Origin of the sequence: Arabiibacter massiliensis (assembly GCF_902386925.1) — a bacterium.
Lineage (GTDB): Bacteria > Actinomycetota > Coriobacteriia > Coriobacteriales > Eggerthellaceae > Arabiibacter > Arabiibacter massiliensis.
The window spans coordinates 226,903-243,124 of the sequence record NZ_LR698996.1; the positions used below are offsets into that span (position 1 = coordinate 226,903).

The 16,222-nt window shown below is 68.0% G+C and carries 12 protein-coding genes; 11 read left to right on the forward strand and 1 reads right to left on the reverse strand.

The window, feature by feature from the left end; genetic code table 11:
• The first annotated feature begins 50 nt into the window (after positions 1-50).
• The 8 genes from FX134_RS00935 to FX134_RS00970 all read left to right on the forward strand — a co-directional run bounded on the left by FX134_RS00935 (position 51) and on the right by FX134_RS00970 (position 9,736).
• The gene (locus FX134_RS00935; RefSeq protein WP_080803610.1) at positions 51-857 is read left to right on the forward strand and encodes an MBL fold metallo-hydrolase; all 807 of its coding nucleotides are present in this window, start codon (positions 51-53) and stop codon (positions 855-857) included.
• 419 nt (positions 858-1,276) lie between these two features.
• Positions 1,277-2,086: a cytochrome b/b6 domain-containing protein gene (locus FX134_RS00940; protein ID WP_080797110.1), complete on the forward strand. Its 810-nt coding sequence runs from the start codon at positions 1,277-1,279 to the stop codon at positions 2,084-2,086.
• A gap of 6 nt (positions 2,087-2,092) precedes the next feature.
• A complete protein-coding gene (locus tag FX134_RS00945) occupies positions 2,093-2,857 on the forward strand; it encodes a 4Fe-4S dicluster domain-containing protein (RefSeq protein WP_080797111.1) in 765 nt (254 codons plus the stop codon).
• 38 nt (positions 2,858-2,895) lie between these two features.
• Entirely contained in the window at positions 2,896-4,956 is a 2,061-nt protein-coding gene (locus tag FX134_RS00950) for an aldehyde ferredoxin oxidoreductase N-terminal domain-containing protein (RefSeq protein ID WP_080803613.1), read from the forward strand.
• A complete protein-coding gene (locus FX134_RS00955; protein ID WP_080797112.1) occupies positions 4,956-5,498 on the forward strand; it encodes a hypothetical protein in 543 nt (180 codons plus the stop codon). The genes FX134_RS00950 and FX134_RS00955 overlap by 1 nt, the downstream gene beginning before the upstream one ends.
• Complete coding sequence (locus tag FX134_RS00960; RefSeq protein ID WP_080797113.1) at positions 5,495-6,280, forward strand: 4Fe-4S dicluster domain-containing protein; 786 nt, start codon at positions 5,495-5,497, stop codon at positions 6,278-6,280. Before FX134_RS00955 ends, FX134_RS00960 begins: the two co-directional genes overlap by 4 nt.
• Positions 6,281-6,299: 19 nt before the next feature.
• The gene (locus FX134_RS00965; RefSeq protein WP_080797114.1) at positions 6,300-8,369 is read left to right on the forward strand and encodes an aldehyde ferredoxin oxidoreductase N-terminal domain-containing protein; all 2,070 of its coding nucleotides are present in this window, start codon (positions 6,300-6,302) and stop codon (positions 8,367-8,369) included.
• 8 nt (positions 8,370-8,377) lie between these two features.
• Positions 8,378-9,736, forward strand: coding sequence for an aminotransferase class V-fold PLP-dependent enzyme (locus FX134_RS00970; protein WP_080797115.1), 1,359 nt, complete (start codon positions 8,378-8,380; stop codon positions 9,734-9,736).
• A gap of 307 nt (positions 9,737-10,043) precedes the next feature.
• On the opposite strand, the gene FX134_RS00975 is transcribed toward FX134_RS00970, so the two are convergent.
• Positions 10,044-10,883, reverse strand: coding sequence for a cysteine peptidase family C39 domain-containing protein (locus tag FX134_RS00975; RefSeq protein WP_232050801.1), 840 nt, complete (start codon positions 10,881-10,883; stop codon positions 10,044-10,046).
• A 1,154-nt stretch (positions 10,884-12,037) separates the two neighbouring features.
• On the opposite strand from FX134_RS00975, the gene ilvD reads away from it, so the two are divergent.
• From ilvD to ilvN, 3 genes are read left to right on the forward strand one after another with little or no spacing between them, the layout of a single operon-like run.
• Complete coding sequence (gene ilvD, locus FX134_RS00980) at positions 12,038-13,717, forward strand: dihydroxy-acid dehydratase (protein WP_080797117.1); 1,680 nt, start codon at positions 12,038-12,040, stop codon at positions 13,715-13,717.
• Entirely contained in the window at positions 13,714-15,600 is a 1,887-nt protein-coding gene (ilvB, locus tag FX134_RS00985) for a biosynthetic-type acetolactate synthase large subunit (RefSeq protein ID WP_080797118.1), read from the forward strand. Before ilvD ends, ilvB begins: the two co-directional genes overlap by 4 nt.
• On the forward strand, positions 15,597-16,082 hold the full coding sequence (gene ilvN, locus FX134_RS00990; RefSeq protein ID WP_080797119.1) for an acetolactate synthase small subunit: 486 nt from the start codon (positions 15,597-15,599) through the stop codon (positions 16,080-16,082). Before ilvB ends, ilvN begins: the two co-directional genes overlap by 4 nt.
• Positions 16,083-16,222: the final 140 nt, after the last annotated feature.

Genomic DNA, 16,222 nt, shown 5'->3' on the forward strand with positions numbered 1-16,222 from the left:
GTACAATCGGGGGCGGAAACAGGGCGAGAGACGGGGCGGGAGCGGCATCCATGGAGAACAGACTGGCGCTGCATGTGCTGGCGAGCGGCAGCCGCGGCAACGCGGCCCTCGTGGTGGACGAGGCTACGGGCGCGGGCGTGCTCATCGATTGCGGCGTGTGCAAGCGCGACTTCTTCGACCGCTGCGGCGAGGCGGGCTTCGACCCGGCCAAGCTGGCGGCGATACTCGTCACGCACGACCATACCGACCACACGAAGGGCCTCGGCGTGGTGCTGCGCGGCCTGGCGAAGCTCGGCATCGCGCCCGCCGTCTACGTGGACGATGCCGTGCGCGCGGCCAGCAAGGAAGTCGGCGCGCTCGAGGGCGCGTGCGACCTGCGGCCGTTCTCGGCCGGCGACGCGCTCTCGCTCGCGGGCATGCAGGTGCACGCCTTCCGCACCTCGCACGACGCGGCCGCATCCTGCGGGTTCCGCCTCGAGGCCGAAGGCGGCGACGTCGTGGGCTTCGTCACCGACACGGGCATCGTGACGGGCGAGGCGCACGAGGGGCTCGCCGGCGCGCGCATCCTCGCGCTCGAGAGCAACCACGACGTGCAGATGCTCAAGGACGGCCCCTATCCCTACCCGGTGAAGCGCCGCGTCGGCTCGGACGTGGGCCACCTGAGCAACGCCCAGGCCGCCGACGAGCTCGGGACGCTTCTGCACGCGGGGCTCGAGCAGGTGGTGGCCATGCACGTCTCGCAGAACAACAACACCTACCGGCTGCCGGGCGACTCCCTCGCGGCCGTCGTCGCGCGCGCGGGCCACGGCGCCGTCGTGCAGGTGGCCTATCAATCCCTGCTGGTGAGCGCGCGTTAGGCACCGCCGTTCGCCGCCGCTATCATGCCGTTCGGGTTCGGCGGACCGCAAGGCTCCCGCCCTCGGGAACCGGTTTGCGGGGCATGTCGCGCACGCCTTCGCCGACGCCCCGCGCGGCCGTTCTCAAGGGTTCTTTTATGCATCGAGTTTGCATAATTAAAGGGTTTTCCCCGATTAAATTCCTCTCGCGGTAGCGTGGGATTCGTATATGCGGTCGAAAACGTCCCATAAGCGGTGAACGGCGCGCGCCGCTCATCCCCGCCGATCGAGCCGTTTGCGGAAGAAATCCCCCGATTTCGCCGTTCGCCGCCGGACGTTCTTCCTGTTGCGGGTGCAAGCCTTTCGAGCGCCTGCGCCTTCTCCCTATGATGCTTCTGGGGATTGGCATGCCGAGCCGATCCGTTATGGAAGGAGCATCTATGCCTTGGTTCGACCAACTGCCGTGGCTCGTGGCGCTGGCGCCGTTCGCGGGCCTTTTCTGCGCGGCGCTCGTCAAGCGGCGCGATCCGATGATCGTGGGGGATCGGGTCTACCGGCACGACCCGCCGGCCCGCGTGTCCCACTGGACCCATGCCCTCGGCGTGGCCGTGTGCCTCGTGTCGGGCATCGTCATGGGGCTGCGCTTCACGCCCGCGTTCGTGGCCGACGGCCCCGACGCCGTCCTGTGGATGAACGTGCACTTCGTGGCGTGCGTCTCGTTTCTGTTCGGGACGTTCTTCTACCTGGGCAACACCATCATCTCGAGCCACCGTTTCAAGGAGCACCTGCCCTCGCGTGACGCCGTGGTCACCACCGTGCACCACTACGGGCGCAAGCTGGGCTTCAAGAAGCTCACGCCGGTGGAGGAGGACAAGTACTTCGAGAGCGAGAAGATCGCCTACCTCATGGCGCTCGGCTGCTCGGTGCTGCTGATCGTGTCCGGCCTGGTGAAGGCGCTCGCGCACGTGGTGCTCACGCTGCCCGACCCCTTCATGAACGTCATCACGTGGACCCACGACCTGGCCGCCGCGCTCATGCTGCTGTTCTTCCTGGCGCACGTGTTCTTCGCGGCCGTCGCCCCCATGGCGTGGAAGACGTTCCCCTCGATGCTCACCGGCTGGATGCCGCGCGGCGAGGCCGAGCACGAGCACAAGATCTGGATGCGCCGTCTCAAGGAGGCCGGCCGCGTCGCGGACGAGCCCGAGTCCGCCGAGGCCGCGTCCGCCGTCGATCCCGTCAAGGAGGTGTGAGCCGCTATGACCAGCAATGAAAACGCTCCGAAAACGCACGCCCCGGGCGTGTCGCGCCGCCGGTTCCTAGCGGGCGTCGGCGGCCTGGGCATCGGCGCGCTCCTCGGCGGAGCCGCGGCTGCCGTCGCGCTTCCCGACGACGTGTTCGCCGTCCCGGCGAGCCAAGGCTACCTGCTCGTCGACACGAAGAAATGCGCCGGCTGCGAGTCGTGCATGCTCACGTGCTCGCTTGTGCACACCGGCAAGGAGAACCTGGCGCTTTCGCGCATCCAAGTGGCCAAGAGCGCGCTCGCGGGATTCCCCGACGACACGGCGCAGGACCAGTGCCGCCAGTGCCCGTTCCCCGGGTGCGTGGAGGCATGTCCGACCGGCGCCATGCATGCCGACGCCGCCACGGGCGTGCGCACGGTGGATGCGGGCAAGTGCATCGGCTGCCAGCGCTGCATCTCGGGGTGCCCTTTCACGCCCTCGCGCGTGCAGTGGAACTTCGAGGAGCGCCATGCCCAGAAGTGCGACCTGTGCAAGGACACGCCGTTCTGGAACCGCGAGGGCGGTCCCGGCGGCGATCAGGCGTGCGTTTGCGTGTGCCCGATGAAGGCCATCACGTTCGTGGATGAGATGCCCGTGCAATCCGACGAGGGCTACACCGTCAACCTGCGCAACGAGCATTGGTCGAACCTGAGCTTCCCCATCGACAACCAAGGCGACGTGTCGGCCGAAACCTATATGCGCGCGAAGGCCCCGAAGCCGGCGGCCGAGGCGCAGGAGTAGGCGCGCCATGAGGACCGATATGAACGAGGAGACGCATGATGTCCGATAAAGCATACGGCTACGCCGGCAAGATACTCATTCTCAACCTGACCGACGAGTCCCACGAGATCATCGACACGCAGCCCTACATCGAGGAATGGGTGGGCGGCCACGGGCTGGCCACGAAGCTGTTCTGGGACTATTGCGAAGACAAGACCGTCGAGGCGCTCGACGGCAAGAACGTCATCGCCATCGCGTCGAACCCCTTCGCGGGCACCATCGTGCCCGCCGGCGGCGGCCGCGTGGAAGTGACGGGCCTGGGGCCCTTCTCCTATCCCGAGTGGTACTCGCGCTCGAGCGTGGGCGGCCGCCTCGGCGGCATGATGAAGGCCGCGGGCTTCGATGCCGTGGTGGTGCGCGGGACCGCGCCGCGCCACGTGTGGGTGAACATCGTGAACGGCGAGGTGTCCTATGAGGACGCCGAGGACCTGTGGGGCACCGACACGTGGGAGGCCCAGGAGATCATCTGGGACCGCGTGACGAACAGCACGGCCCTCGGCGAGTGGTTCGACCTGCCGGGCAGCCGCGAGGGCGGGCGCTCCGCTTCGCGGCCGGCCGTGTTCGCCATCGGCCAGGCGGGCGAGAACCTCGTGCGCAGCGCCACCATCACCCACGACGCGAGCCACGTGTCGGGCCAGAGCGGCTTCGGCGCGGTGTTCGGCGCGAAGAACCTCAAGGCGCTCAGCTTCCTGGGCACGCGCTCCATCGACATCGCCGACCCGGCGCGCCTGGTCGAGCTGCGCCTGGAGATCCAGGAGAAGCTGGGCTACAACGTGGACAATCCGGTGAACGAGGCGCCCATCCCGCAGGCCGTGCCCCTGTACAGCTCGCTTCTGCACAATCCCGGCGGCGGCACCGTGGGCCAGACCACGGGGCGTCCCGACGGCTGCCAGGGATGCTACCGCAACTGCCGCGCCATCTACCGCGACCGCATGGGCAACCAGTCCACCTGCAACGCGAGCGCCTACTACACGGCCAGCGGCAAGCGCGAGGACCAGAAGAGGTGCAACTCGCTGCTGAACCAGCTGGGCCTGGACGGCTACGAGACGGACATGCCGGTGTACCTGTACAACCTGTACAAGATGGGCGTGATGGGCAAGGGCAAGCAGATCGACACCGATCTGCCCTTCGAGCTGTACAACCAGTACGTGTTCATCGACACGCTTCTGCACCGCATCGCCAACCGCGTCGAGATCGGCGAGGACCTGGCCGAGGGCCTTCTGCGCGCCACGATGAAGTGGGGCCGCTGGGAGGAGGACAGCAAGGGCCTGCTGCGCCGTCCGAACTGGGGTTATCCCGAGCATTACGATCCGCGCCTCGAGGTCGAGTGGAGCTACGGCTCCATCTTCACGGAGCGCGACATCAACGAGCACGGCATCAACTGGTGCGTGCACCACAGCGCGCTCGTGCCCATGATGTTCGGCCAGGATCCGTTCCTTCCGGCCGACAAGCTGGTGGAGCAGGTGGCGAAGGGCACGGGCCTCGACGACCCGATGTGCTTCGACTACTCCGAGGAGGGCATCTACTCCGAGGCCAAGGTGCGCGCCGTGTCGTGGCACCGCCACTACGGGCGCTTCTGGATCCAGTCGATGGGTCTGTGCGACTGGATGTGGCCGAGCCTCGTGAACTTCACGAACATGACCGACACCGACTACGCCGGCGTGTCGCCCGGATTCGAGGTGGAGCTGTTCAAGGCCGTGACCGGCCGCGACGACTTCACCTACGAGAAGAGCCTGGAGCTCGGGCACAAGCAGCTCTTGGTCGACCGCGCCATCTGGGTGCTGCAGGGCCGCGAGCCCGAGACCGAGAAGCTGGCCGACTACGTGTTCGAGCTGCCCACCGACACGCCCTACCAGCTGCCGGTGTACGAGGACGGCGCCTGGAAGTACTCGGACTGCCTGGGCCGCACGCTCGACCGCGCTAAGTTCGCGGACGTGCAGCAGCGCTTCTACGCCTCCGAGGGGTGGAGCGACAAGGGCTATCCCAAGCGCGAGGTGCTCGAGCAGATGGGCCTGGCCGACGTGGCCGACGCGCTCGACACGGCTGGGAAGGGAGCGTGATGGCGATGACCGCATTCCAGATCGAAGAGCTTGAGGCGGAGAGCCCCGAGACGGCGACCCCGGACGAGGCCGCCCTCGACCCGGCCGAGCGGTTCGCGTCCCCCGAGGCGGACCGGCTGTTCGCACGGCCCACGCCCGAGGAGGCCGAGCACAACCTGCGCGAGCTCACCTGGGGCGAGCACATGACGGCAACCCGCATGGCGGCCGCGCGCGGCAACACCACATCGTATCTGTACAGCCTGCGCGAGGCGGCGATCTTCTTCCTCGACGGCAACTCCGGCGGCGTGTCTTTGGGCTCGTCCGGCTCGTTCGCGTGGATCGACTTCGACCGCTTCCTGGCGTGGCTGCGCGAGACGGTCGGCGACGTGGCGCTCGCCGACGTGCTCGAGGAGAAGCTCGCCGAGCACGAAGTGTACAACGACAAGATAGAGACGCTGCGCCAAGTGCTCGACTTGCGCATGACGCAGTACCTTCCGTACCTGCCCTCCGACGAGGACGAAGAAGAAGAGGGCGCGGACGATAGCGAGGAGGAACGGGCATGACGAATACCCAGCAGAGCGCAGGAGCGGGAAGCACGCGGCCTGCGCCCCAGATCGAACCCAGCGGGCTGTCCCGCCGCCAGTTCCTCGCAGGGCTGGGCGGCCTCGGCATCGGCGTCATCCTGGGCGCGGGCGTCGTGGGCATCGCCCTTCCCGACGGGGTGTACGCCATCGAGGCGTCCGGAGGCTACCTTCTGGTGGACTCGAAGAAGTGCGCCGGCTGCCAGAGCTGCATGCTCGCCTGCTCGCTCGTGCACAGCGGCAAGCAGAACCTGTCGCTGTCGCGCATCCAGGTGAGCAAGAACGTGCTCAAGGGCTTCGGCGACGACATCTTCCAGCACCAGTGCCGCCAGTGCCCCGAGCCCTCGTGCGTGAACGCCTGCCCCGTGGGCGCCATGCACTGCGACCCCGAGACCGGCGTGCGCCTCGTGGAGGAGGACAAGTGCGTGGGCTGCGAGCGGTGCGTCGAGGCGTGCCCGTTCACCCCGTCGCGCGTGCAGTGGAACTTCGAGGAGAAGCACGCGCAGAAGTGCGACCTGTGCAAGAACACCCCGTTCTGGAACCATGAGGGCGGCCCGAAGGGCGAGCAGGCATGCGTGCGCGTGTGCCCCATGGACGCCATCAAGTTCACCAACGAGCTTCCCCCGCAGACCGACCAGGGCTACGACGTGAACCTGCGCAACGAGCACTACGCGCGCATGGCGTTCCCCATCGACGACGAGGCGAAGGTCCCCGCACAGGTATACCTCGACTCGGTCATGCCCAAGCCGAAGCCTCAGGCCTAACGGAGAAGGAAGGACCACGATGTCTGATACGAATTACGGTTACGCGGGGAGCATCCTCATCCTCAACCTGACCGACGAGAGCTACGAGATCATCGACAGCGAGCCCTACGTGCGGGACTGGATCGGCGGCCACGGCCTGTGCTCCAAGCTGTTCTGGGATTACTGCGAGGACAAGAGCGTGCAGGCCTACGACCCGAAGAACGTCACGGTGTTCTCCTGCAACCCCTTCTCCGGCACCCTCGTCCCGGCGTCGTCGGCGCGCATCGAGATGACGGGGCTCGGCCCCTTCGCCTATCCCGAGTGGTACACCCGCTCGAGCATCGGCGGGCGCATCGCCGGCTCGATGAAGGCCGCCGGCTTCGATGCGTGCGTCGTGCTCGGCAAGGCGAGCAGGCGCGTGTGGGTGAGCGTGGTCAACGACGAGGTGACCTTCCACGAGGCTGAGAGCCTGTGGGGCAAGGGCACCTGGGAGACCCAGGAGCTCATCTGGAGCGAGGTGACGCACAGCACCCCCGACGGCGGCTGGTACGAGTTCACCCGCAGCCGCGACGGCGGGCGCTCGGCCGACCGGCCCTCGGTGCTGGCCATCGGGCCCGCCGGCGAGAACCTCGTGCGCACGGCCACCATCACGCACGACGCGGGGCACGTGGCCGGCCAGAGCGGCTTCGGCGCCGTGTGGGGCGCGAAGAACCTCAAGGCCATCAGCTTCCTCGGGTCGAAGAGCTTCGAGGTGGCCGACCCCGCCTCGCTCATCGACCTGCGCATCGAGCTGCAGCGCGACTACGGCTACCATGTTGACAACCCCACCACCGAGCTTGCCAGCGTGTCGTTCGGCGCCATGGGCGAGATCATCCGCCAGCCCGGCTTCAGCACGTTCAACCTCACCGTCAAGGACACCACGGGACGCCCCGAGGGGTGCCTGGGCTGCTTCCGCAACTGCCGCATCAACGTGGCGGGGCGCGTCGGCAACGAGGCCACCTGCAACTCGAGCCTGTACTACACGGCCAGCGGCAAGTGGGAGGACCAGCTCTACGTCAACACCATCCTGAACGATCTGGGCATCGACGCGTTCGAGGTGGACTTCCTGCCGTACCTGCGCAACCTGAACAAGATGGGCGTCATGGGCAAGGGGCTCGAGATCGACACCGACCTGCCGTTCGACCAGTTCGACAACGTGGTCTTCCCCGACACGCTCATCAAGCGCATCGCGCATCGCGAGGAGATCGGCGACGACCTCGCCGAGGGCCTGGCGCGCGCGGCCATGAAGTGGGGCCGCTGGGAGGAGGACACCGCCACAGGGCTGCTCGAGCGCCCGTACTGGGGCTACTGCATGCACTACGATCCGCGCGTCGAGGCCGAATGGGGCTACGCCACCATCCTGAACGAGCGCGACGTCAACGAGCACGGACTGAACTGGATCATCCACTGGACGCCCATGCTGTGGAAGGGCCTGGGGGGCGACTGGATCGCCGCCGAGGACTTCGTGACCGAGATCGCCGACCTCATGGGGCTGTCCGACCCGAAGTGCCTCGACTTCAGCGAGGAGGGCATGTACTCCGACCTCATGGTGGAGACCACCGAGTGGTACCGCTACCACGGCCGCTTCTGGATCCAGACCATGGGCATGTGCGACTGGGCCTGGCCGAACCTCATCAACCTCGTGAACTTCAGCGCGGACAACTACCGCGGCGCGTCGCCGCGCTTCGAGCTCGGGTTCTTCAAGGCCGTCACGGGCCGCGAGATCACCTACGAGGAGAGCCTGGACTACGGCCGCAAGTTCCTGCTGCTCGACCGCGCCATCTGGATCGAGCAGGGCCGCGAGCGCGAGGACGAGCAGTTCGCGAAGTACATCTACGAGGTGCCTACGAGCACGCCGTACTTCATGCCGGCGGTCGAGAACGGCGAGTGGGTGTACAGCATGAACATGGGCCGCACGCTCGACCGCGACAAGTTCGAAGAGGTGAAGACGAAGCTCTACGCCCACGACGGCTTGAGCGATAAGGGCTATCCGAAGAAGTCCGAGCTGGCGAAGTACGGGCTCGACGACGTCGCGAAACGCCTGCAAGAGCTCGGCAAGCTGGGAGAGTAGGGGCGAGGATGGGACTTCCCACCAACCACAACACCTTCCCCGAGAGGAGCTCGGCGCCGCATCCGGCGGCGAGCTCCGCCTCGGCGGGGGCGGGCCCGCTCGACGCGGCGGCCGTCCGCGCGCGGTTCCCGCTGATGGAGGCCGGGCAGAAGATGAAGCGGCCGCTCACGTATTTGGACAACGCCGCCACCACGCACAAGCCGGAGTGCGTGCTGTCGGCCGAGGAGTTCTTCTACCGGTGCGCGAACGCCAACGTCGACCGCGGCGTGCATCCGCTGGCGAAGTCCTCGACGAAGCTCTACGAGAAGGCGCGGCGCATGGCGGCCGCCTTCATCGGCGCGGCCGACGACGAGATCGTGTTCACGTCGGGCACGACGGCGGGGCTCAACCTGGTGGCGTTCTCCTACGGCCTCGCCAACCTGAAGCCCGGCGACGAGGTGGCGCTCACGATGGCCGAGCACCACAGCAACCTTCTGCCCTGGCAGCACGTCGCCCAGGCCACGGGCGCGAAGCTCGTGCACCTGCTGCTCGACGAGGAGGGCGTCGTCTCGGATGAGGAGATCGCGGCCAAGATCGGTCCCCGCACGAAGATCGCGGCCGTCGCCCACGTGTCGAACGTGCTGGGAAGCGTGCAGCCCGTGAGGCGCATCGCCGACGCCGTGCATGCGGCGGGCGGCGTGCTCGTGGCCGACTGCGCGCAGAGCGTGGCGCACCTGCCGGTGGACGCCCGTGCGCTCGGCGCCGACTTCCTGGCGTTCTCGGGGCACAAGATGTTCGCCCCCATGGGCACGGGCGTGCTGTTCGGCCGCCGCGAGCTGCTTGAGGGCATGGATCCCTTCCTGCGCGGCGGCGGCATGATCGAGAGCGTGTTCGAGCGCAGCGCCTCCTTCGCCCCGGCGCCCGCGCGCTTCGAGGCGGGCACCCCCAACATCGCCGGCGCCACGGGCCTGGCCGAGGCGATGCGGTTCATGCTGGAACTGGGCTACGACGCCGTGCGCGACCATGAGCGGCGTCTGCTCGAGCGCCTGCTGGCGGGGCTTTCGGCCGTTCCCGGCGTGCGCGTGCACGGTGCGACGCGGGTCGAGGGCGCGCCCGACGCCGACGAGCCGCTGCGGTGCGGGGTGGTCTCGTTCAACGTGGCCGGCGTGGACGCCAACGACGTGGCCGCGGCGCTCGCCCGCGACAACGTGGCCATCCGCGCCGGCGCGCATTGCGCCGAGCCGCTCGTGCGCTACCTGGGGGAGCGGGCCACCTGCCGCGCGAGCCTGGCGCTCTACAACGACGAGGCGGACGTCGACCGCTTCCTCGAATCGGTCGAGCACGCGAAGCGCACGGTGAGCCGCATGATCATGGCGAGCATGCACTGACGCCGCCATCTTATTTCGCCCCTCCTCAGGGTCGCCGTCGGGCCGCGCAAGGGCCCGGCGGCGGTTTTTTTGCAGGTGAGAGGGCGCTCTTTGTACGTCGCGGGTTGAACGTAGGGCAAGGGCTCTGCCCTTGCCGCATCCAGCGAAGCGTCCGGCGCCACAAGTGACGGTTTTGCGCAGGTTTTGGCGGTGGTCGCCGGCGTTATCCCTGGTCGCGTGAAAACGCAGGGTGCGAATCGACTCGATCGTCCGCGAAAAGGAGCCTTTTCCCGCGCAAAACCGTCACTTGATGCATTCTCGGCGCGCCCTACTCGGCGGCCTCGAACGACCAGAGGGCGGTCGTCTCGGGCAGCACCTCCTCGAACCTCCAATGGCGCGCGGAGCGCTCGCTGCTGAGCGGGTCGTTCACGATGAGCTTGCCGCGTGGGTCGATGTCCGCGAACACGATGTAGGTGGGGGAGTCCCCGAACGCCCCCGCTTTGACGGCGGCGACGAGGGGGCGGCCCGCCACGAGCTCCAACCGCACCGCGCGCTCGTCGGCCCGTACGCTGCGGGCGGCCAGGCCGAGCTCGGCGGCGCCGTCGGTGAGCAGCGCCGAGGCGTCGGCCGCGTCGGCGTAGCCGCTGCGCTGCGAGAACGAGGCCACGTCGATGGGGCCGGTCTGCACGTCGCCGAGGACGTCGATGCGCGCCATGGCCAGGCACAGCGGCGCCGCCCCGGCTGCGCCGATGGTGCTCGGGCCGTAGGGGCGGTCGGCCCAGTGGGGGTCGTCCTGGTAGAGCGCGGGCGCGCTGCCCTGCTCCCAGGTCGACTGCGGGTCGCTCAGGCTCTCGGCGCGCGTGACATTGTCCGATCCGCTGAGGGTCCCCTCGTCGACGAAGCCGACGAGGGCGCGCGCGACCGCGATGCCCACGAGCGCTGAGGCGATGCCCACCAGCAGCAGGACGAGGACGGCGGCGAGCACGCGCCGCGCATCCACGCGGTCGCGCGCAGGGTGGGGGATGGGGGCGGCAGCGGCGGGGCGGACGGCGCCGGAGGAGGGGTAGGTCCTGATAGGCGTCGAGCGATGGGCCGAGGAGGGGTAGCTCACGCCGTGCGTGCGGTTGGGGATGCTCCTCCGCTCGGACGCCCCCGCGCTTCGTGCCACGATAGAGGGTATTCCTCGGTACGGCATGGCGTGCGCCTCCTTTCCTCGGTTGTCGGTTGGCGGGCCCCGCCGGTCGAAGGCGGGGCCCATGATGGGCTCCACAGTGTAAGGCGGGCGCGCCGCCGCGCTTGCGATCTGCGGGAACCGTTTCCCCGCCTTGGACGATCGGTCAGCGACGCGACACGATCCGCGCCGGTTCGCCACCTCCACGTCAGGCCGGCGTCAGGTTTCCGCTTGATTCCCGCTTGATTCCCGCTTGAAACGGGTAAGGATTTCGTCGGATCCGACTCCCCGTTTAACGCATAATCCGGCGCTGCGTCCTCCTGCACGCGAATCGAGCTCTCTCGACACGAAAACCCTCGACGTGAAAGGCCCGGAGGCGAAAGATGGGCGGCCATCGGCTCCCCGGAGCAGTAGTCCTCGGCGTTTTCCCTGGTCGCGGAATCCCGGTGCCTGCGCGGAACGCCGAAATCCTTTCACGTCGAGGATTTTCGTGTCGGGCAGCCCCGATTCGCGTGCACCTCCTCCTCCTCCTGAGGAGCTCGATTCGTCAAAGAGGGAGACAGATCGCTGGGTCCTTGCTGAATCCGCGAAAGATCGGGATGGTTTTCCGCTTGAAACGCGCCATGGGCATACAAGGTAAGGCGAAAGTAAGGCGCATGGATGAAGTCAGGATGCGCTCTCGCGTGCAAGGGCCGCGGTGGATGCTTACCTCGAGGCGTGAGGCGCGGTGATAATCCCGACTTCGGCCGTGTGAATTTCCTGCGCGATTGGTTCGATGGTCAAAGTTTTCCTTGCGCGGGCGGGATGGGGGAGTATACTAGCGCCCAACAACCTCATAGATCGAAATGCGATGACGAGGACCAGTAGGGACGAATCCATCTCCAGAGAGCCGGCGGGATAGCTGCGAGCCGGCGGTGGACGGTCCGAAAGCCCCCTCCGAGCAGTTCGGCATGAACGTTTCGCGCGCGGACGGACGATCTCCGGCCCGGCGCGCGGGGCAAGTAGGGCTGAGCCGGCGACAACCGTTACCCGTCGAAGCGTGCACTGCGGCACCTGCCGCGGCGCATCCTTTCTCCTAACCGTGGTCCTGGTGCAGCGACTTGCCTGCAGCGGGATTTTTTTATGGGCGGAAACCGGGAGGAAGGACTGGCATGCAACGAAGAAGCTCGGCCGTCACCCAGGGCGTGGCGCGCGCACCGCACCGCAGCCTACTCAAGGCCGACGGCATCACCGACGAGGAGCTTGAGCGCCCGCTCGTCGCCGTGTTCAACTCCCGAAACGACGTCATCCCGGGCCACAACAACCTGGACAAGATAGCCGAGGCCGTGAAGGCCGGCATCTACCTGGCCGGCGGCGTGCCGTTCGAGATAGGCACCATCGGCGTGTGCGACGGCATCGCCATGAACCACGAGGGCATGCACTACTCGCTCGTGTCGCGCGAGGTCATCGCCGACTCGCTGGAATGCGCGGTGCAGGGCCACGCGTTCGATGCGCTCGTGTGCATCCCCAACTGCGACAAGATCGTGCCGGGCATGCTCTTGGGCGCGCTGCGGGTGAACATCCCCACGGTGTTCGTGTCGGGCGGCCCGATGCTGGCCGGCAGGCAACCCGGCGGGTGCGGCTTCACCGACCTCAACACGCTCTTCGACGGCGCGGCCCAGGTCATGAACGGCACCATGACCGAAGACGAGCTGAAATACTACGAGGACACGGCGTGCCCCACCTGCGGCAGCTGCTCGGGGATGTTCACGGCGAACTCGATGAACTGCCTGTGCGAGGCGCTCGGCATCGCGCTGCCGGGCAACGGCACCATCCCCGCCGTCTACTCCGAGCGCATCCGCTTGGCGAAGAGGGCGGGCATGAAGGTGATGGAGCTTCTGGAGCAGGGCGTCTGCGCGCGCGACATCGTGGGCGCGGCCGCCATCCATAACGCTATGGAGTGCGACATGGCCTTCGGCGGCTCCACGAACACGGTGCTGCACCTCACGGCCATCGCGCGCGAGGCGGGCCATCCCATCACGATGGACGACTGGGACGAGGCGAGCGCGCGCACGCCCCACCTGGTGAAACTCGCGCCCTCGGGGCCACGGCCGCTTTCAGACCTGTACGAGGTGGGCGGCGTGCCGGTGGTCATGGCGGAGCTCGATAAGCTGGGACTCATCGACCGCAGCGCGCTCACGTGCATGGGGCCGATGGGGGACTACCTCGACTACATGCATGCGGCCTGTACCGGCGCCGACGGCGAAGTGGTGCGCCCGCACGACAACCCGTTCTCGCCGCAGGGCGCGCTCAAGGTGCTGCACGGCAACCTCGCGCCCGACGGCGCCATCGTGAAGAAGTCGGCGGTGGACTCCTCCATGCTCACGCACACGGGTCCCGCGCGCGTGTTCGACAGCGAGGAGGCGGCCTGCGAAGCCATCAACGCCGGGCGCATCGTCGCTGGCGACGTGGTGGTCATCCGCTACGAGGGCCCCAAGGGCGGCCCCGGCATGCGAGAGATGCTCACGCCCACGTCCTCCATCGTGGGCATGGGGCTGTCCACCTCCGTGGCGCTCATCACCGATGGACGCTTCTCGGGCGCCACGAAGGGCCCGGCCGTGGGGCATGTGAGCCCCGAGGCGGCGGCCGGCGGCCCCATCGCGCTCATCGAGGAGGGCGATAGCGTGACGGTGGACATCGAGGGCGGCGCGCTCACGCTGAACGTGGACGGCGCCGAGCTCGAGCGTCGTCGCGCAGCCTGGCAGCCGCCGGCGCCCAAGCACGACCACGGCGTGCTCGCGAAGTACGCGAAGCTCGTCTCATCAGCCGATAAGGGGGCGTACGTCTCATGACCGAAGCGAACCAGAACCAGAGCCAACAGCAGCAGCCGCCGCGTCCCGGCGCGACGGCGGCCGTGAAGGGCGCGCCGCGCGGCCTCGGCAGCCGCACGGCCAAGCAGGGCCGCACCATGACCGGCGCGCAGGCCGTCGTGGCGTCGCTCGAGGCCGAGGGCGTCGACCTCGTGTTCGGCTACCCGGGCGGCCAGGCCATCAAGATCTACGACGCGCTCTACGACTCCACGCAGATCAAGCACGTGCTCGCGCGCCACGAGCAGGGCGCGGTGCACGAGGCCGACGGCTACGCGCGCGCCACGGGCAACGTGGGCGTGGCCATCGTCACCAGCGGCCCGGGCGCCACGAACACCGTCACCGGCATCGCGACGGCCTACATGGACTCCATCCCGCTCGTGGTGATCACCGGCCAGGTGCCGCGCGGCGTCATCGGCACCGACTCGTTCCAGGAATCCGACATCGTGGGCATCACCATGCCGGTGGTGAAGCACAGCTACCTGCTCCAGACCACCGACGAGCTCACGCGCACCTTCCGCGAGGCGTTCCACATCGCCAAGACCGGCCGTCCCGGCCCCGTGCTCATCGACGTGCCGAGCGACCTGGCCAGCGAGGAGCTCGTGTTCGAATACCCCGACGAGGTGAACCTGCCCTCCTACAAGCCCACCTACCGCGGCAACGCCAAGCAGGTGAAGCAGGCCGTCGCGCGCATCCGCCGCGCCGAGCGCCCCGTGCTGTACGCGGGCGGCGGCATCGTGTCGTCCGGCGCGTCCGAGGAGCTGGTCGCGCTCGCCGAGCTTATGCAGATACCCGTGGTCACCACGCTCATGGGCAAGGGCGCGTTCCCCGCGTCGCACCCGCTCAACCTGGGGCCCGTCGGCATGCACGGCTCGAAGTACGCCAACCTCGCCATGACGGAGAGCGACCTCATCATAGCGGCCGGCGCGCGCTTCTCCGACCGCGTGACGGGCCGCCTGGACGAGTTCGCGCCGCACGCCGAGGTCATCCACATCGATATCGACCCCGCCGAGATCGGCAAGGTGCGCGAGGCCCAGATCCCCATCGTGGGCGACCTCAAGGGCGTGCTCGGCGGCATCGCGGCCCAGCTCGTCAAGGAGAACGCGCGTCCCGAGACGCAGGCGTGGCTCGAGCAGATCGCCGAATGGCGGCGGCGCCACCCGTTCTACCATCCCAACGTCGGCGATGCGCCCGACGAGATCGTGCCCGAGGTGGTCATGGACAAGCTCTCGGCCGCGCTCGATCCGGACGCGAGCATCGTGGTCACCGAGGTGGGCCAGCACCAGATGTGGGCCGCGCAGCACATCGCGCGCGAGCGGCCGCGAAGCTTCATCTCGTCGGGCGGCCTCGGCACGATGGGCTTCGGCTTCCCGGCGTCCATCGGAGCCGCCATCGGGTGCCCCGACAAGACGGTGGTGTGCGTGGCCGGCGACGGGTCGTTCCAGATGAACAGCCAGGAGATGGCCACGGCCGCCATCCACGGCGTGCCGGTGAAGGTGCTCATCATGGACAACCGGTGCCTCGGCATGGTGCACCAGTGGCAGCACCTGTTCTACGGCGAACGCTACTCCTCCACGCTGCTCGACGCGAACCCCGACTTCGTGAAGCTGGCCGACGCGTACGGCTGGCAGGGCGCGCGCGTCGAGCGGCCCGAGGACGTGGACGCGGCGATCGCCGCGATGCTGGCGGCCGAGGGGCCCTACCTTCTGGACGTGGCCATCTCGCGCGACCAGAACGTGTTTCCCATGGTGGCGCCCGGCCGCGCGCTCGACGACGTGATCGGCGCCATCGACGCGGCCGTCGGCGCCGTGCGCACGGACGTGCCCGAGGCGGACGGCGCCGCGGGCGGGAAGGGAGGCATCCGATGAGGCATATCCTATCGGTCCTGGTGGAGAACAAGCCGGGCGTGCTCTCGCGCGTGACCGGGCTCATCTCGCGGCGCGGCTTCAACATCGAGTCACTGTCGGTGGGCCCCACCGAGGACCCGACGATGTCGCGCGTGACCGCCATCGTGAAGGCCGATGACGTGGCCTACGAGCAGATCACCAAGCAGCTGCACAAGCTGATCAGCGTGCACAAGATCAACGACCTCACGGGCGTCGGCGCCATCGAGCGCGAGCTCGTGCTGTTCAAGGTGAACGCCACGCCCGAGCGCAGAAGCGAGATCATCGAGATCGCCAACGTCTTCCGCGCGAAGATCGTCGACGTGGGGCGAAGCTCGCTCACCATCGAGGCCACGGGCGACGAGAGCAAGCTCAAGGGCATGGAGGACCTCTTCCGCGCCTACGGCATCAAGGAGATCACCCGCACCGGCAAGATAGCGATGTCGAGGAACAGCAAGGACGTGTGAGAAGACAGTGTCGCGCTGCGCGCTCCTGTGAAAGGATCCTTCGACTCGCTCCGCTCGCTCAGGATGACGGCTGGCACTATGTCATCCTGAGCGGAGCGACCGAAGGGAGCGGAGTCGAAGGATCCCGCGCGGCGATAGCC